The sequence below is a fragment of the Rhodoferax sp. GW821-FHT09E07 genome (genome assembly GCF_059416145.1).
This window is the reverse complement of record NZ_JBWKOP010000004.1, coordinates 285,257-300,091: the sequence shown is the minus strand read 5'-3', so window position 1 is coordinate 300,091 and position 14,835 is coordinate 285,257. Positions and strand designations below refer to the sequence as shown.

The window sequence follows — 14,835 nt, the reverse complement described above, 5'->3', positions numbered from 1 at the left end:
ACTCATCTGCAAGGCCCAACCATGCTGTTGACCCGCCTGCTTCCGCGTTACGCCGCCTGGCTGCGCGTGGCTGTGCTGTTGGTACTGGGCAGTTTGACTTCAGGCCTGGCGCAGGCGGCACCCGAGGGCCTGAAGATCAGCGCCGAAGAACAAGCTTGGCTGGCGGCCCACAAGGGCAAAACTTACACCGTGGGGTTTGACCCGTTTGCAGGCATGGACAGCTTTGAGTTCCGCGGCAACCGCATAGGCCTGTTGCACGCGCTGCTCAAGGACATGCAGGAGCAACTGGGGCTGCGCGTGGTGCCCGCCCAGGTGAAGGGGTGGGACGACGCGTACAGCCGGTTTGTGCAGGGGGACATCGACATCCTCTATGGCGCCAACCCTACGCCTGAACGCGAGCGCATCATGCGGTTTACCCGGCCCGTGTGGAAGTACCCCTACACCGTGTTCGCCCGCAACGATTCGACGGTGCAGACGCTGGGTGATCTGGACGGCAAGCGCGTTGGCTTTATCCGCAACGACTTTGTCATCGAGCAACTGCCCCGCGAGTTTCCCAACGTGCACCTGCAGCCCGTGGAGTTTGACGAGCAGGAGAAGGGCCTGCAAGCCCTGGAGGGTGGGCAGGTGGATGGCTTTGTGACGGCAGGCGGCGGGCTGGAGTATGAGTTTCTCTATGCGCACCCCAAGCTGGCCTTGGTGGCAGAGCTGCGGGCCATCACCTCGGACATGACCATGGCCGTGGCCAGGGACGAGCAGGTGCTGGCGGGCATTCTGGATCAGTACATCGCGCAGCGCGAAGTGGCCATCCGCGCCATGAAGGACAGCGCACAGCGCCTGTACAACCGCAAGATCCTGCGGCTCAGCGAGGCGGAGCTGCGCTGGTTGGAGAAAAGCGGCACCGCCACGGTGGGCGTGGCCGAGGACTATTTGCCGTTCGACTACTACGAGAGCGGCGAGTACCGGGGCATTGCAGGCGAGATGCTCAAGCGCATTGGCGATACCGTGGGCATACGTTTCAAGGTGGTCAGCGGCAGCTTTGCCGAGATCATGGGAAAGGCGCGCACGGGGGATGTGGATGTGGTGAATATGGCCAAGACCGAAGACCGGTTGAAGGACTTCATCTTTCCCCATGCCATCAGCAATGAGCGCGACATCATCGTCGGCCTGAAAAGCAGCCCGCCGGTGCAGGATGTGTACGGCCTGGACGGGAAGAAGGTGGCCGTGATTGACGGCTTCTGGCACGAGGAGTATCTGCGCAAGAACCTCAAGAACCCGCAGATTGTGCGCACGGCCGACATCATGGAATCGCTGCGGCTGGTGCGCAGCGGCGATGTGGACTACATGATTGAAAACCCGACCGTGGTGGAGTTCTACATCAACGGCCTGGGCTACACCGATGTGGTCAAACGGGGCAACACCTCCAAGGACTCGTTCGTGTACTTCGGCGTGAGCCGCCGCCAAGCCGAACTGGCGTCCATCATGGACAAGGTGATCCCGCTGATCCGTTTTGAGGATGCCAAGTACGCCGGCATCCAGAGCGTTCCGGCCTTGCGCAACGAGGCCAATCGGCAGTTAATTCTGATTGTGGCGGGGCTTTTGGTGGTGCTGGTCGGCATTCTGCTGGTGGTCATCAAAGTGGTGCGCAAGCTGGCGGAGCAAAAGGCACGCACCCAGTTCCTCACTGAGCGTGAGCAGTTTCTCTACACCGACCCGCTAACCGGTTTTCACAACCGCAACTACTTCAGCCACAAGGCAGACCAGGAAATTCCAGCCGTCTACCCGCAAGCCATCGTGGTGGCGGATCTGAACAACCTCAAGCGCGTGAACGACAGTTTTGGTCACGCGGCCGGCGATGCGCTGTTGGTGCTGTTTGCGGACCTGGTGCGCCAGCAGTGGCCCCAGGGGCATTTCTTCCGCATTGGGGGCGACGAATTCTTGATGGTGCTGCCGGCCACGCAGGAGCCCCAGGTGCTGCTGAGCCTAGAGGCGCTGCGTGAACGCTGCGCCCAAACCAGCCACCCCGCGGTATCCGGCGAGTGGGGCCGGCCCAGCGCCGCCATGGGCCACGCCATGCGCAGCGGTGCCGATGTCTCGCTGGACCACTGCATTGCTGAGGCCGATCAGCGCATGTACCAGTCCAAGGCGCACATGAAAAAGCGGCGTTCCGACCGCGAGGCAGAGGCCGGAGATACCCTAGCGGCTGATCTGGATTGAGCGCCACGCCTGGGTCCAGAGCGCAAGTTGGTCGCCGCGGCTGGAATGGGTTGGTGCTGCGGGCAGCCCCAGCATGCGGGCAGCCTGTTGGAGGGCGTGCAATGCCGCCTCGGGGGTGGCGGTGTCCAGCGCCTGGGCACCATTTTGCTTGCTGAGTTTTTCGCCGTTGGTCCCCAGCACCAGCGGGGTGTGCAGGTAGCGCGGTGTGGGCAGGCCCAGTGCCCGTTGCAGCAGAATTTGCCGTGCCGTGTTGTCGGTCAGGTCTTCGCCCCGCACCACATCGCTGATGCCTTGCGCCGCGTCGTCCACCACAACGGCCAACTGGTAGGCCCACAAACCGTCTCCCCGTTTGAGCACAAAGTCGCCCACCTCCTGGGCCACGTTCTGGCTTTGGGGGCCCAGGCGGCGGTCGGTCCAATGCAGCGACGGATCTATAGGTGCTATGGTTTTAGGAGCTGTTTGCGTAGGTTTTATGGGGGCTAGAGGCTTATTTCCTTCAAAACTATCTCTGTCGGTGCGTAAGCGCCAGGTGCGCCCCGTTTTGCCGTGCAGGCCATGGCGGCAGGTGCCGGGGTAGACCAGTTCACCGTGCCGCGACTTGCCACCACCCTGGGCAGCCAGCGCCAGTTCAATGTCTTTGCGAGAACAGGCACAGGGGTAGGCCAGGTCGGCGGCCACCAGTTGGTCCAGCGCCTGCAGGTACAACGCGCTGCGCTGACTTTGCCAGACCGGTGCTTCGTCAGACTGCAGGCCGCAGGCGGCTAACTGCTGCAGGATGGTCTGGTCAGCGCCCGGCACGCAGCGCGGCGTGTCCACATCTTCGATACGCACCAGCCACTGGCCCCCATGCGCCCGAGCGTCCAGCCAGCTGGCCAGCGCTGCAACGAGCGAGCCCGCATGCAGCGGGCCCGTGGGGGAGGGCGCGAAGCGCCCCCGGTAGCTCATGCGCTGGGTCACGCCATAGACAGTGCCAGCTCCAGTCCGGAGACAAAGGCATCTTCCACGCGGTGGCCCAGGCACCAGTCGCCGCACACACCCAAGCCGGCCTTGGTATCCCACAGATGGCTGGTGCCCAAGGCCTTTTCAGTCTTGGCATACATCCAGCGGTGCACATCCACATGGGCCGGTTCGGCGCGGATGCCGGTGATCTCGGCAAACGCCTTGATCAGCTTGGCCTGCACGCGGGGGGCGTCGTCCTGCAAATGTTCTTGCGACCAGGCGGCGCTGGCCTGCACGGTCCAGCGTTCGACGCGGCCGCGGCCGGGCTTGCTGGACTCGCGCGCCAGCCAGGCAATGCGGTGGTGGGTGCTGCGTGCAGCGTTCCACTGCGGGCCCAGGGTTGTCAGGCCGGGTTGCACGGCCTGGGGATAGGCCAGCATCAGCGTCCAGCAGGGAGCCACGGAAACCTTGCCGGTCTTTTTGGCCAGGGCAGCACCTTTGGGCGTGGTGGCCAGCAGGGCCTGGGCCTGCGGGTGGGGAATGGCCAGTACCACGGCATCAAAGCCGCTGTACACATGGCTGCTTCCGCCATCACCTGCGGTGCGTAGCTGCCACTGTTGCTTGTTCAGAGCATCGGGTTCAATGGCCGTAACCTTGGCTTGGAGTTCTATGCTGCCGGTTGCCGTGAGCGGTTTGGCCCAGGCGCTGACCAGGGCATTCATGCCTGGGGTAGGTACCCAGTGCGACTCGCGCGCAGGCAGGCCGGCGGCGGCCACGCGGCCGTGGGAGTCAAGCACGCGCACGGTGTTGGCGCTCCAGGGGCGGCACAGGCCGGGCGTGGTCTGCAGGGCCAGCTCGAAGCGTGCATCTCGCACCGTGAAGTACTGCGCGCCATGGTCAAACGTGCCAAATGCGCTGCTGCGCGTAGACATGCGACCACCCAACCCCTGGCTTTTGTCAAACACCGTGACACGGTGGCCCGCTTGCACCAGCGTGCGTGCGCAAGCGATACCGGCCATGCCGGCGCCCACGATAGCGATATGTTGCGGTGTGGTCATGGGCGCAATCTCCAATAGTTGTAGTGATGTCTTTATACACGCTGGCCGGGGCTCGCCAGCTTACGCGCTGCGGTGTTCTTCCAGCAGCGCGTTGCGTGTGGTGGCGCTTTCCAGTTGGCTCAGCCACCACTGCAGCGCCTTGCCTTGCTGGTTGGCCTTGCTGGTGCGCCAGGCGTAGTGCAGGGGCACCTGGCGCTGGGCGCGCTCGGTCCGTTTGACCACCAGGCGGCCTGTCTCGATGTAGCTGTCGGCCATGTAGCGCGGCAGGTTGCCGCCGCCCAGGCCACGCAGTTGGGCGTCCAGCTTGGCATGCATGGTGGGCACGGTGAACACATCCTGCCCGCTGAGCAAGCCAAAGGTCTGGCCGGCACCGCGGCTGATGGAGTCGGCCACGGCCACGGCGCGGTGTTTCTGGATGACGTCGTCGCTGAGCGGCTCAGGCGCATTGGCCAGGGGGTGGTGCGGTGCCACCGCGTAAACAAAGGTGATGTGGCCCAGCGGCTTGCTGTGCACCCCTGCCGTGCGCGCCGAGTCGGGCCCCACGCCTATGGCCAGGTCGGCCTGGCCACGCGTCAATGCCTCCAGCGTGCCCGACAAGGTCTCTTCGCGCAGGCGGATGCGTGTGGGCGGCGACTGGCTGAAAAAGCTCTCGCACAGCTCCATCATGGTGGGTTTGGAGATGACGGTGTCGACGGCGATGGTGAGCTGGGGCTCCCAGCCTGTGGCCACACGTTTGACGCGGTTGGCCACGGCGTCAATGTCTTCCAGCAGGCGTGCGCCCTCGCGCAACAGCTCGGCCCCGGCCTCGGTAAGCTGGGCCTGGCGTGAGCTGCGGTCATAGAGCAGCACGTCCAGCGCATCCTCAATCTGGCGCACCCGGTAGGTCAGGGCGCTGGGCACCATACCCATCTCGCGCGCCGCAGCGGCAAAACTGCCGGCCACCGCGATGGTCTGGAGCATGGAGAGTGCATCCGGGGTCAGAAAGTCACGGGCGTTTTGCATGAAGCATGCCTTTAAGTTGAATTGGTTTGAATGATGCCATCAAACAACATGGATGGAAAACACCCTCCCGAAGCCTAAAGTTCACTCCATCAGCAAGACACCCAGAGAAAGGACACCGTATGTTGACCTTACGCAAATCCCAAGACCGTGGCCAAGCCGACCATGGTTGGCTCAAGTCTTTCCACAGCTTTTCGTTCGCCGGCTACTACGACCCCGCCCACATGGGCTGGGGTAACCTGCGCGTCATCAACGAGGACCGCATTGCCCCCGGCACCGGCTTTGGCACCCACGGCCACCGCGACATGGAAATCATCAGCTACGTGATGTCGGGCAATCTGGCGCACAAGGACAGTATGGGCAACGTCAAGGGCATCCCACCCGGTGATGTGCAGCGCATGAGCGCCGGCAGCGGCGTGCAGCACAGTGAGTTCAACCACGCCCAGGGCGAGACCACGCACTTCTTCCAGATCTGGATCGAGCCCAATGTGCGTGGCATCCCGCCCAGCTACGAGCAAAAGAGTTTTGACCTTGCAGAGAAGCAGGGAAAGCTGCGGCTGGTAGCGTCGCCCGACGGCGCAGACAACAGCGTGTTGATCCATGCGGATGCCAAGCTCTACAGCGGTCTGTTTGACGGTGCACAGAGCGCCGAACTGGCCTTGGACCCCGCCCGCAAGGCCTACGTACAGGTGCTGCGCGGTGGAGTAGAAGTCAACGGTGCCAAACTCACGACGGGTGATGCGGCACTGCTGGAGGGCGAAAGCCGCATTACCCTGGCCCACGGGTCCAACGCCGAAGTCTTGGTGTTTGACCTGGAAGCCTGATTTTTTAACCAACGAAGGAGAGAGTGATGTTTGACAAATTCCAAAACCCCCTGGCCCTGGCCGCGCGCATTCTGCTGGCTGCATTGTTTGTGCCTGCAGGCATCAGCAAGATTGCAGGCTTTGCCGGCACCGTGGGCTACATCGGATCGGTGGGCCTACCGCTGCCCGCCGTGGGCGCCGTGCTGGCCATCTTGGCCGAAGCTGGCGGTGGCATCGCGCTGCTGCTGGGCTTCCAGACTCGCCTCGCTGCACTGGCACTGGCCGTGTTCACACTGGCTGCAGGTGTGTTCTTTCACCCCTACTGGTCTGTGCCTGCTGACCAAGTGATGGTTACCCAGATCATGTTCATGAAAAACATCGCCATTGCCGGCGGTCTGCTGGCCCTGGTGGCATTCGGCGCCGGCGCATTGAGCTTGGACGCCAAGCGCGGCAAGTAATCCCCCTTTGGGCCCGCACGCAGCGGGCCCTTCGTTCTCGCCTTTACCTTCACCTTTTCAAGGAGCTTTGACATGGCAAAAGTAGCAGTGGTATTTCATTCGGGTTACGGTCACACGCAACGCCTGGCACAGTCCGTGGCGCAGGGCGCCGGTGCGGACCTGATCACCATCGACGCTGAAGGCAATGTGCCCGAAGCCGCCTGGGACACCCTGGCCGCGGCTGACGCGATCATCTTCGGTTCGCCCACCTACATGGGCAGCGTGAGCTGGCAGTTCAAGAAGTTCGCCGACGCGTCGAGCAAGCCCTGGTATGTGCAGGCCTGGAAGGACAAGATCTTTGGCGGCTTCACCAACAGTGCCAACGTGGACGGCGACAAGCACTCCACTCTGCACTACTTCATGACCCTGGCCATGCAACACGGAGGCCTGTGGGTCGGTACCGGCATTGCGTTCAACAACACCAAGGCCGCCAAGCGCACGGACATCAACTACATGGCCTCCAACGCTGGCCCCATCGCCCAAACCCCGGGTGATGCCAGTGCCGACGAAATGAACCCCGGCGACCTGGAAACTGGCCGTAAGTACGGCGAGCGCATTGCTGCGCTGGCTGCCAAGCGCGGTTAAGTCAGTAGCGTTTTACGCTGAAGCCAAGCCCCCTGCGCGTGAGTGCAGGGGGCTTTTTTGTGGAGGACCGCAAGTGGTGAGTTTTGTAGCAGGGCTGTTTTGGGCCAACTGCGGTCGCTCAAGGGGCTATAGGAGAATTTGTAGTCCTGCTCCGAAAGCTTTAAACAGTGCAATTGACTGGTCGGCCGATCTGAGATTCTGTCCCATCGACTACGCTTCAAGTTCTTCCATACTGGATTGAGCGCCACCTTCCGCTACCAAAGCATCTACCCTATCGAGCCACACTTGCATCTCAGCAGGGTAAACACCGTCGACTCCAACACGCCACCGACGCCGTGCTTGCCTCGCCATGGCGCGCAATTGCCAAGCGGCCTCCAGCGCCAACATAGACAGCTCTACTTTTACAGTGTTGTCCATTTCGACATCACCAATCTGGAGCAACTGTTCGCGTGCGATGCCTACAGTAGCAAGGGTGCGCCGTAACTGCGTTGTTTGCCTTGCAAGCTCATGTAGACCTTTCAGTCGTTCTGGAGAAAGATCAGGTGCATCTACCAAAGAACTGGGCCATTGTGCAATGGCTTCTTCGATATCGCACAATCGCCTTATAGGGTCGTTCAACACAAGACCTATCGCACTGGCAGCGTCACGCTCTGGTTTCAATAGCTGCATGACCCGGTCTACCAAAACCGCGTCAAAGCGGTGTTTGTTCATACGCAGCAACACCGACAGACGCATCTCTGGTGCGACCCGATCAGCACCGAACATGGCTGACACAACCTCGGCCAATCCCAAAATGCGGCCCAACGGGCTAATTGCGTCACTTGCCAGATTACGTGGGTAACCGGAGCCGTTGAGGTATTCATGGTGTTCCTCTATCGCCCGTATCACTTCTTTGGGATATTCGCGGTGGTTCTTTAGCAGTATGGTGGAGATCAGTGGGTGCGTGTACAGCTGACGTCGATGGGCTCTGCTGAGGCTTTTTTTCGGCTGCAAAAGTATGGGATCCAAGTGCAACATACCGAGGTCATGCAACAGGCCTGCAGATGCGGCCATGCCAACGTCAAAGCGCAATGCGGTGGGTGTCTTGGCCAGCCACGCAGCAATCAGCGCGACTTGCACAGAGTGGACAAATCCTTCATACCGCACTTCACAGCACAGAGTTGCTTGAAAGGCAATGGGTGGCGGCAAAGGAATATGAGAAACCGAATCCAGCAGCAGGGCCCGCACGCCAGGTTCCGCGGCCATGCGCTCAAAAAATGAAATGTCTCGGAAAAGAGTTTCCGCGGTCTTTCGCAGCACGTCGCCGTTGACGGTCGGGGTGGTTGCAACCGAATTTTCGATAGGCTGGGACAGCTTGTGCTGCATCAGCCTTTCGTACATGCCGGCGTTAATTAGCGTTCCTTTTTCAACGATCTTCACGCCTGTTTCATTGAAGATTGCAGTCGTCGTCAAAACCGATCGCTTCTCGCCCAGTTCTGTGACGGCTCGGGTAAAGTGGTCGGGCTCGGTAAATATCTGTTCAGGATTCGTCATGTGTGCCTCGAGGCTTGCGCCAAGCTGCCTGAACTTCTTCAATAGCATTGACGGTTATAAGTGTTTTGTAGATATGAAACCGATGCTTACCACCGCGCTTAGCGTCATACATCGCTTGGTCAGATAGTTTGAGCAATAGATCCGCCTGCGCCGCGTGCTCTGGGTACAGGGCTACACCTATGCTTGCGCCAACAGTAACGGATGCCCCGTGTCCCAAGTCTACGGGTTCAGACATGGCGCCTAGCAGCCGACGAAGCGCTATATCAAGCTGAGTGGTTTCATTGAAGTCGTTTAGCAAGATAACGAACTCGTCGCCTCCCATGCGGGCCACTAGATCGTTGCCGCGCACACTTTCTACCAGTCGCCGTGCGACCTCCCGCAGCAACAAGTCTCCCGCTTCATGGCCATGTTGGTCGTTGACAGCCTTGAATCCGTCCAGGTCGAGATAACACACCGCTAAACTGCGATTGTTTCGTTCGGCGTCGCGCAAAGCATAGTCGAGGGCTTGCATCAGATGCATGCGATTCGCCAGGCCCGTCAGGGAGTCGCGCTGTGCTAAGTGCCTGGCCTGCATCTCGCCTTCTTTGACAGCAGTGATATCCACCATAATCCATAAGGACTCCCCGTGTGGAAGTGAAGTACCACTCAAGTCAATCCAAATTAGTCGTCCGTCCTTGCGTAGCAATTGCAATTGCGTGCGGTACTGGCCGCCCTCCGCCAATTGGCTGTAAGCCTTGCCCACTTGTTCATATGAATCTTCGTCGGGATATAGCAGGCGAGTAGCGTGTCCATCCAATTCGCCATGACCATACCCAAAGATGTCGCTCAGCGCATGGTTGTGCCATAGTGAGACGCGATTTTTTACTTTGGTCATCCCCACCAAGCCACTTTGCAGCAAAGCTTCCCGCTCCGCGGCCAGACGGGCGATTTTTTCTTGGGTTTCTACCTGAATCGCAAGGCGCTTATAGAAGAGTATTGACGCCCCGATCACTAATATTTCCAGCAGTGACGTCAGAGAGGCCAAGACCAGCGCCTCGTTGCGCCATAAAGCGTAGAAATCATCTGTACTCAGGCCGACCAACAATACCATCGGGTACCCTGGCACACGCACGTAAGCTGATACCCGTTCTATGCCGTCCAATGCTGCGTGGGCGATGAAGTGACCACTTAAAGGGTTGCCTGCAAGCGCTTCCTCAAATTGCACCGAAACGTTGGAAGTTCCGATGGCGGCAGTGGTCTGCTTTTCCATCGGCGAATAGCGTGCAATCAGTTGAAGAGAGCCTTCCGCGCGCAGTGTCACCGCGCCTTTTGAACCCAAAAAAATGTCGTCAAACAGATCTACAAAATGATCGCTGGCCAAATTGGCGTACACCACGCCCTTAAAGCGGCCATCCTCCGCGACACGCGCACGTGCAAGCGCAATGCCCCATTTCTTGAGAATGCGGCCCCGGATGGGCTCTGAGATGGTTAGTTCATCCGGCTTCTTGCGGGCCTTCTGGAAGTAATCTCGATCAGCCACAGAAACCATCGGAGGCCCCCCGGCGTTGAGTACCAAGCCATTGGCATCGGTCCAACGCACAGTGTCCACCTGCGGCACCTGCGCCTTCTGTTCATCGGCTATTTTTGCTGCAAGCGCGGCATTGAGGTTGCCCAACGCATCCAACCTGTTAAGTTGCAGTGCTGTTGAACGCAAGACAATATCAACCTGCCTGATCTCTGCGCCAACTGCCAAACTCAAAGTGCTGGCAAGATTCTCGGCAGCCTGCCGCGCACGTGCCAAATAGGATTGGCGGCTGGATTGGAGGGCAAGGGCCAGGGTCAGCAACAATAGGGCCAAGATCGCTACATTGACGATAACGAGCGTTCTGGCAAAGCTACGCAGGTTGTTGGGGTTCAACATGGAGAGAGGGATATATTCTGAGCAGTTTGCTTGCCGGTGCGTTTTATGTTGACCCTTTACTGCGCAATTCTACGAGGGGGACATCGCATTTAAAAGCGCCGGCATTTAGGTGGCCGTTGGAGTGCGTTGTGCCACGGTGTTAGTCCCCCGGCTGCTTTGCGACGCGGTTTTAGTAGCCGCCGAAGAAAGGTTTTTGGGGTCGACTGGTGTGACAAGTTAGGGTCGACTGCCAACTCTGCTTCAACGCTCCCTTGGCACCAAGTATGAGCACACCATGTGTACAAGTTCAGTCTTAAGGGCTGCTGATTTCAGTGACCCAGATCGTGCAGCGCTATGGATCACTCCTTCAACAGTGGCGCTGAGCACTTGCACCACCATTTCGTTCCCAGACTTGCCCTTGGATCGTGGCGACGCCGCCACTATTGCCCGATAGCGGGACAAATATTCTTCCTGAAATAAGGCCTGTGCGGCGCTTTGCCCTGAATGTGGCGGTGCCACTTCAAGTAGCTCTCGATGCAACGCCGGGTGGACGCTGTGTGCAGCAATCATGCCTGTGACCAGATCGTCGACAAGTTGTTGGAGTGGCACATCGCTTTCTTGCGGCTTGGGCAGAACTGCAAGAACGTCATCAAGGTGTCGTTGTCGAATCGCTTCGACCAATGCCTGTTTGTCCGGAAAGTATTGGTAGAGAGACCCAATGCTTACCCCAGCCCTGTCGGCTACCTCGTTCGTATTGAAGCCGGCCCATCCCAACTCACCCAAAACGCGAGCTCCGGCTTGCACGATCGATCCGACCGTCGCGCGAGAACGCGCTTGGCGCGGCTCCTTGCGCATGGGAGAGTCGGCCATGGGAATGCGAGTAGTCAAAGTGGCTCTCCAAAATCAAAATATCAACACATTACTCGCATTTTAGAAATTTCGAAGGATCTACAAAATGAGCGCACCAGAATCGCTTCACGCACTCTTCAGCTATCAGGCTTGGGCAAATGACGAGCTATTGAAAAAGATGGAAGGGTTCGACCCGAAGCAACACAAAGAAGAGCATCACACCGCTTTGCGATTGATCAACCACTCCCTTGTCGTCAACCAGATATTTGCGGCTCACCTCGTTGGCGAGAAACACAAATTTTCTGCAGACAACACGCCGGGGACGCCGTCGCTGCGAGATCTGCACAGGGCCATCGCGGCATCGGACCGTTGGTACCTTGAATATCTGAGAGAGGTGACTGCAGAGTCGCTATCCGAATCGGTGTCATTTGTTTTCACGGACGGAGACAGCGGGTACATGACGCGCGAAGAGATGCTGATCCACGTCGTCACCCACGGTGGATATCACCGCGGTGAAGTGGGTCGAATCATGACGCAGCTTTCTCTACCGTTGCCTTGGGATACTTTTGCTGTGTACCTGCATAGTAGGGAGCCAAAGCGGCGAATGCTGTCTGCTGAATGATGCTCATGGGGGGTATCAGCTTCGGGTCAAATGGGGCTTAGCGCCAACAGCGGACGTTCGCAGATTCCCCCGTTTGGGGGATGGGCAAACGTTTGTTGGAGCGTCAAAATCGGCAGCAACATACTGCGGTATTTCACAGAAATTTTATAGCTGTGCGAGTAAACAACGCATTGTTTACAAGCCAGACCGCAAGCCAGTTTCCTGGGGATCCAATGGTCAGAATATCGAGTACGTGCCAGTTTATCGAGCAGGTTTTGCTCTATACATTACGTTAGGAGTACTCATTGGCTGGTACAAAGTTGGCGCCAGAGAAGATCACTAGCCCCATTCAGCTAATGGCGGCGTGGTTCGCCATGCTGATCCTTCTCGATTCCGTCCTTCTTGCTGCTGCGGCAAACATCAAAAGTCCTGACTGGGCTTCTGGTTATCTGGTCGTCTTCTCCTCAGTTGTGACTCTCATCGTTATCGGCTGCGTCACTTTGATGCTTACTTTGTTCCGCCCGCACTTGCAAGAAGGGAAGGAGTACGCTCAGTGGCTGAAAGACAAAAACTCATACTCTCCCGGCTTGATAGACCAAGAGAAGGCAGCGCCCAAGCGGACGTCGCGCACTACCCGAGATAAGACAGTTGTTCCCTCGGCTGTAGATCGAAGTTTTCACATTGAGGTGAATGGTCAATGCCCCGGCTCAAAAGAAGTTCTTTCTCGGCTACGTGGCGCGGGTTTCGAGCCGCAGAATTACGACTCGCACTTAGAGACTGAAAGAAATTTTGACTCTCTAGATGATTCAGCGTGCATTTGGGTTGGAGCTCGTGTCCAAGCCGCGGGTGCTGTTGCTGCAATTAAGGCGGCAGTAGAAGTCTGGCCTCATCTGAAGTACTTGGAGCTCTCCACTGACGGGCCCCCCCCCCCTGATGAGGTGCATGATGCGATGTTCTTCGGGGGGGCGACGTCCACCGCCAAGGAGCGAGGCCTTCGCGCTTGGTCTCACGAGGAGCTTCTTGCGCTTTCCGAAACTTCGACACAAGAACAGTTTCATAGAGCGATTCGTGCGAAGTACTCCTAACTTGTCGGTCAAACCGACCCGCTAAAGCGGGCGGCTTACCTCAAACGTTGAGTGACTGCCTCCTTGACGGGTGAGTGTCCGCATTGGGTCGATTGCCGCGACTGTTCCCCGACGCTTTGCCGGCCGCATGCACGATGCCTTAGCGCCGCAGCAGACTAAACGCCTCAAACTCCCAACGCCGCATCGCCAGCAGCAGCGTGTAGCCCTCCAGCTCGGATTCCGGCACCTTCTGGTCCGCCAGGTGTTGTTGCGCAAAATCTTGCGCCACGCGCTGCAGGCGCTCCAGAAACGCAGGTGCCAGGCTGCGGCTGACGGAACCGTGCACCAGCAACAGGCCTTCGCCGGCCCCCTCAAAGCCACCTGAAAAATAGTCCAGCAGCGCGTGTTCTCGGAAGTAGGTCATCACCGGGCCGTGTGGGCGCCAGCGGAAGGTCTTGGCCAGCTTCAATCGGTAGCGGTTCAATGGCCGCAGTTCGATGATGCCGATGCGGTCCAGTTGGGCCAGTGTCTGGATGCACTCGGCTTCTGTCAGCCGGTAGGTGCCAACGATCTGCTCCAGCGTCCATTGGCTCAGCACGCAGATGGCGACCAGTAGCAGCTTCTTGTCCGCCACTACGGCGCTTTCCTGCGTCTGGCTCAGTTGTGCCAGCAGCGGCTGGTTGTCGGCCACACGCCGCGCCAGGTCGGCAAAGTCCAGCGTCAGCGCGCGACAGATGGCGTCGATGCGCGACAGCGGCATATCGCCCTTGGCCAGCATCCGCTTCACGCTGGACTCGGCCATGCCTAGGGCCGTGGCTAGGTCCGCATAGGTCATCTGGGCGGATTTGAGTTCCTTTTTCAGGGCGGTGACGAGGTCGGCGGTGGTGCTCATAGGTATCGATTATTGATACTTTTCGTAGCGCAACACAACACAAGGGCAGTTGGAGTGTCAATTTCGAGAGACCCGTCCGCACACTGAGGCTCTTTCATGCACTGAAGGAGATGAACACCATGCAACCGCTCACCCGCACCGAAACCACACTGACCGGCGCCTTGCTGGCCGCACTCGCACTGGCCTGCTGGGGCCCGTTTGTGGAGCAATACGCGCACTACCACGCGTTTGCCGACCAGCGCAGCTGGCTGGGCCTGCCCTGTGCGCTGGATGTGCTCTCCAACCTGCCGTTTGCCTTGGCGGGCTTGCTGGGGCTGCGGCGCTTGGCCCTGTTGCGTGCCAGTTGGGGCGATGCGCGGGTGCAGTTGGCCTCGCTGTTCTTTGCGGGTCTGGTGGTGACCGCCGTGTGCTCGGGCTATTACCACTGGCAGCCCGACAACGCCGGTCTGGTGGTGGATCGCACCGGCATGGTGTTGGCCTTTGCGGGCCTGCTGGGCCTGGCCGTGGCGGACCGGGTGAGCGTACGCATGGGCTGGGTGCTGGCGCTGGTTGTGTTGTTGCTGGGCCCGGTGAGTGTGGCGGTTTGGTCAGCCAGTGGCAATCTGCTGCCGTGGTCCGTGTTGCAGGGCGGCGGCATGGTGCTGGTGTTGGCCATGGCCCTGCGCCCCAAGCTGGCCGAAGGCTGGGGCCTGCCGCTGGTGGCAGTCATTGCCTGGTATGCGCTGGCCAAGCTGCTGGAGCTGGGTGACCACCAGGTCTTCACCGCAACCCACGGCTGGGTATCCGGCCACAGCCTGAAGCATGTGGCTGCGGCCATGGCCGCCTGGCCGGTGCTGGGCGTCATGCACAATGGCGCCCAAAAGAAAAGCTGCGGGGCGTTGGCCCAAGCGGTTTAAAAAATCAGATGACCCACAGACCCCAG

14 protein-coding genes are annotated in these 14,835 nt (G+C 59.4%); 7 read left to right on the top strand and 7 right to left on the bottom strand.

The window, feature by feature from the left end; all coding sequences use genetic code 11:
- Positions 1–21 precede the first annotated feature (21 nt).
- Positions 22–2,214: a diguanylate cyclase domain-containing protein gene (locus AC07OE_RS09785; protein WP_495070371.1), complete on the top strand. Its 2,193-nt coding sequence runs from the start codon at positions 22–24 to the stop codon at positions 2,212–2,214.
- Here AC07OE_RS09785 and gluQRS read toward each other — a convergent pair.
- Genes gluQRS through AC07OE_RS09770 form a run of 3 tightly spaced genes read right to left on the bottom strand, consistent with a single transcriptional unit; the run spans position 2,194 to position 5,213 of the window.
- Positions 2,194–3,159: a tRNA glutamyl-Q(34) synthetase GluQRS gene (gene gluQRS / locus AC07OE_RS09780; RefSeq protein ID WP_495070487.1), complete on the bottom strand. Its 966-nt coding sequence runs from the start codon at positions 3,157–3,159 to the stop codon at positions 2,194–2,196. The genes AC07OE_RS09785 and gluQRS overlap by 21 nt on opposite strands.
- 8 nt (positions 3,160–3,167) lie before the next feature.
- Positions 3,168–4,211, bottom strand: a complete 1,044-nt coding sequence (locus AC07OE_RS09775) for an NAD(P)/FAD-dependent oxidoreductase (RefSeq protein ID WP_495070370.1) — start codon at positions 4,209–4,211, stop codon at positions 3,168–3,170.
- A gap of 60 nt (positions 4,212–4,271) precedes the next feature.
- Entirely contained in the window at positions 4,272–5,213 is a 942-nt protein-coding gene (locus AC07OE_RS09770; protein WP_495070369.1) for a LysR family transcriptional regulator, read from the bottom strand.
- A 119-nt stretch (positions 5,214–5,332) separates the two neighbouring features.
- Here AC07OE_RS09770 and AC07OE_RS09765 point away from each other — a divergent pair, with 119 nt between their 5' ends.
- The 3 genes from AC07OE_RS09765 to AC07OE_RS09755 all read left to right on the top strand — a co-directional run bounded on the left by AC07OE_RS09765 (position 5,333) and on the right by AC07OE_RS09755 (position 7,095).
- Positions 5,333–6,034 carry a pirin family protein gene (locus AC07OE_RS09765; protein ID WP_495070368.1) on the top strand — a complete coding sequence of 234 codons (702 nt, stop codon included), beginning with the start codon at positions 5,333–5,335 and terminating at the stop codon, positions 6,032–6,034.
- Between the two features lie 26 nt (positions 6,035–6,060).
- Positions 6,061–6,471 (top strand): DoxX family protein, encoded by a 411-nt coding sequence (locus AC07OE_RS09760; RefSeq protein ID WP_495070367.1) that lies wholly within the window; start codon positions 6,061–6,063, stop codon positions 6,469–6,471.
- A gap of 72 nt (positions 6,472–6,543) precedes the next feature.
- Complete coding sequence (locus AC07OE_RS09755; protein WP_495070366.1) at positions 6,544–7,095, top strand: flavodoxin family protein; 552 nt, start codon at positions 6,544–6,546, stop codon at positions 7,093–7,095.
- Between the two features lie 210 nt (positions 7,096–7,305).
- Here the strand turns inward: AC07OE_RS09755 and AC07OE_RS09750 are convergent, their stop codons facing one another.
- From AC07OE_RS09750 to AC07OE_RS09740, 3 genes are all read right to left on the bottom strand, one after another.
- Entirely contained in the window at positions 7,306–8,628 is a 1,323-nt protein-coding gene (locus AC07OE_RS09750) for an HD-GYP domain-containing protein (protein ID WP_495070365.1), read from the bottom strand.
- Positions 8,615–10,528 (bottom strand): bifunctional diguanylate cyclase/phosphodiesterase, encoded by a 1,914-nt coding sequence (locus tag AC07OE_RS09745; protein ID WP_495070364.1) that lies wholly within the window; start codon positions 10,526–10,528, stop codon positions 8,615–8,617. The genes AC07OE_RS09750 and AC07OE_RS09745 overlap by 14 nt, the downstream gene beginning before the upstream one ends.
- 240 nt (positions 10,529–10,768) lie before the next feature.
- Positions 10,769–11,377, bottom strand: a complete 609-nt coding sequence (locus AC07OE_RS09740) for a TetR/AcrR family transcriptional regulator (RefSeq protein ID WP_495070363.1) — start codon at positions 11,375–11,377, stop codon at positions 10,769–10,771.
- An 85-nt stretch (positions 11,378–11,462) separates the two neighbouring features.
- Between AC07OE_RS09740 and AC07OE_RS09735 the strand changes: the two genes are divergently transcribed.
- Positions 11,463–11,978, top strand: a complete 516-nt coding sequence (locus AC07OE_RS09735; RefSeq protein ID WP_495070362.1) for a DinB family protein — start codon at positions 11,463–11,465, stop codon at positions 11,976–11,978.
- Between the two features lie 353 nt (positions 11,979–12,331).
- The gene (locus tag AC07OE_RS09730; RefSeq protein WP_495070361.1) at positions 12,332–13,042 is read left to right on the top strand and encodes a hypothetical protein; all 711 of its coding nucleotides are present in this window, start codon (positions 12,332–12,334) and stop codon (positions 13,040–13,042) included.
- Positions 13,043–13,181: 139 nt separating this feature from the next.
- Here AC07OE_RS09730 and AC07OE_RS09725 read toward each other — a convergent pair whose 3' ends face one another.
- The gene (locus tag AC07OE_RS09725; RefSeq protein WP_495070360.1) at positions 13,182–13,913 is read right to left on the bottom strand and encodes a helix-turn-helix domain-containing protein; all 732 of its coding nucleotides are present in this window, start codon (positions 13,911–13,913) and stop codon (positions 13,182–13,184) included.
- 119 nt (positions 13,914–14,032) lie between these two features.
- Here AC07OE_RS09725 and AC07OE_RS09720 point away from each other — a divergent pair, with 119 nt between their 5' ends.
- Entirely contained in the window at positions 14,033–14,809 is a 777-nt protein-coding gene (locus tag AC07OE_RS09720; RefSeq protein ID WP_495070359.1) for a hypothetical protein, read from the top strand.
- The last annotated feature ends 26 nt before the right edge of the window (positions 14,810–14,835 follow it).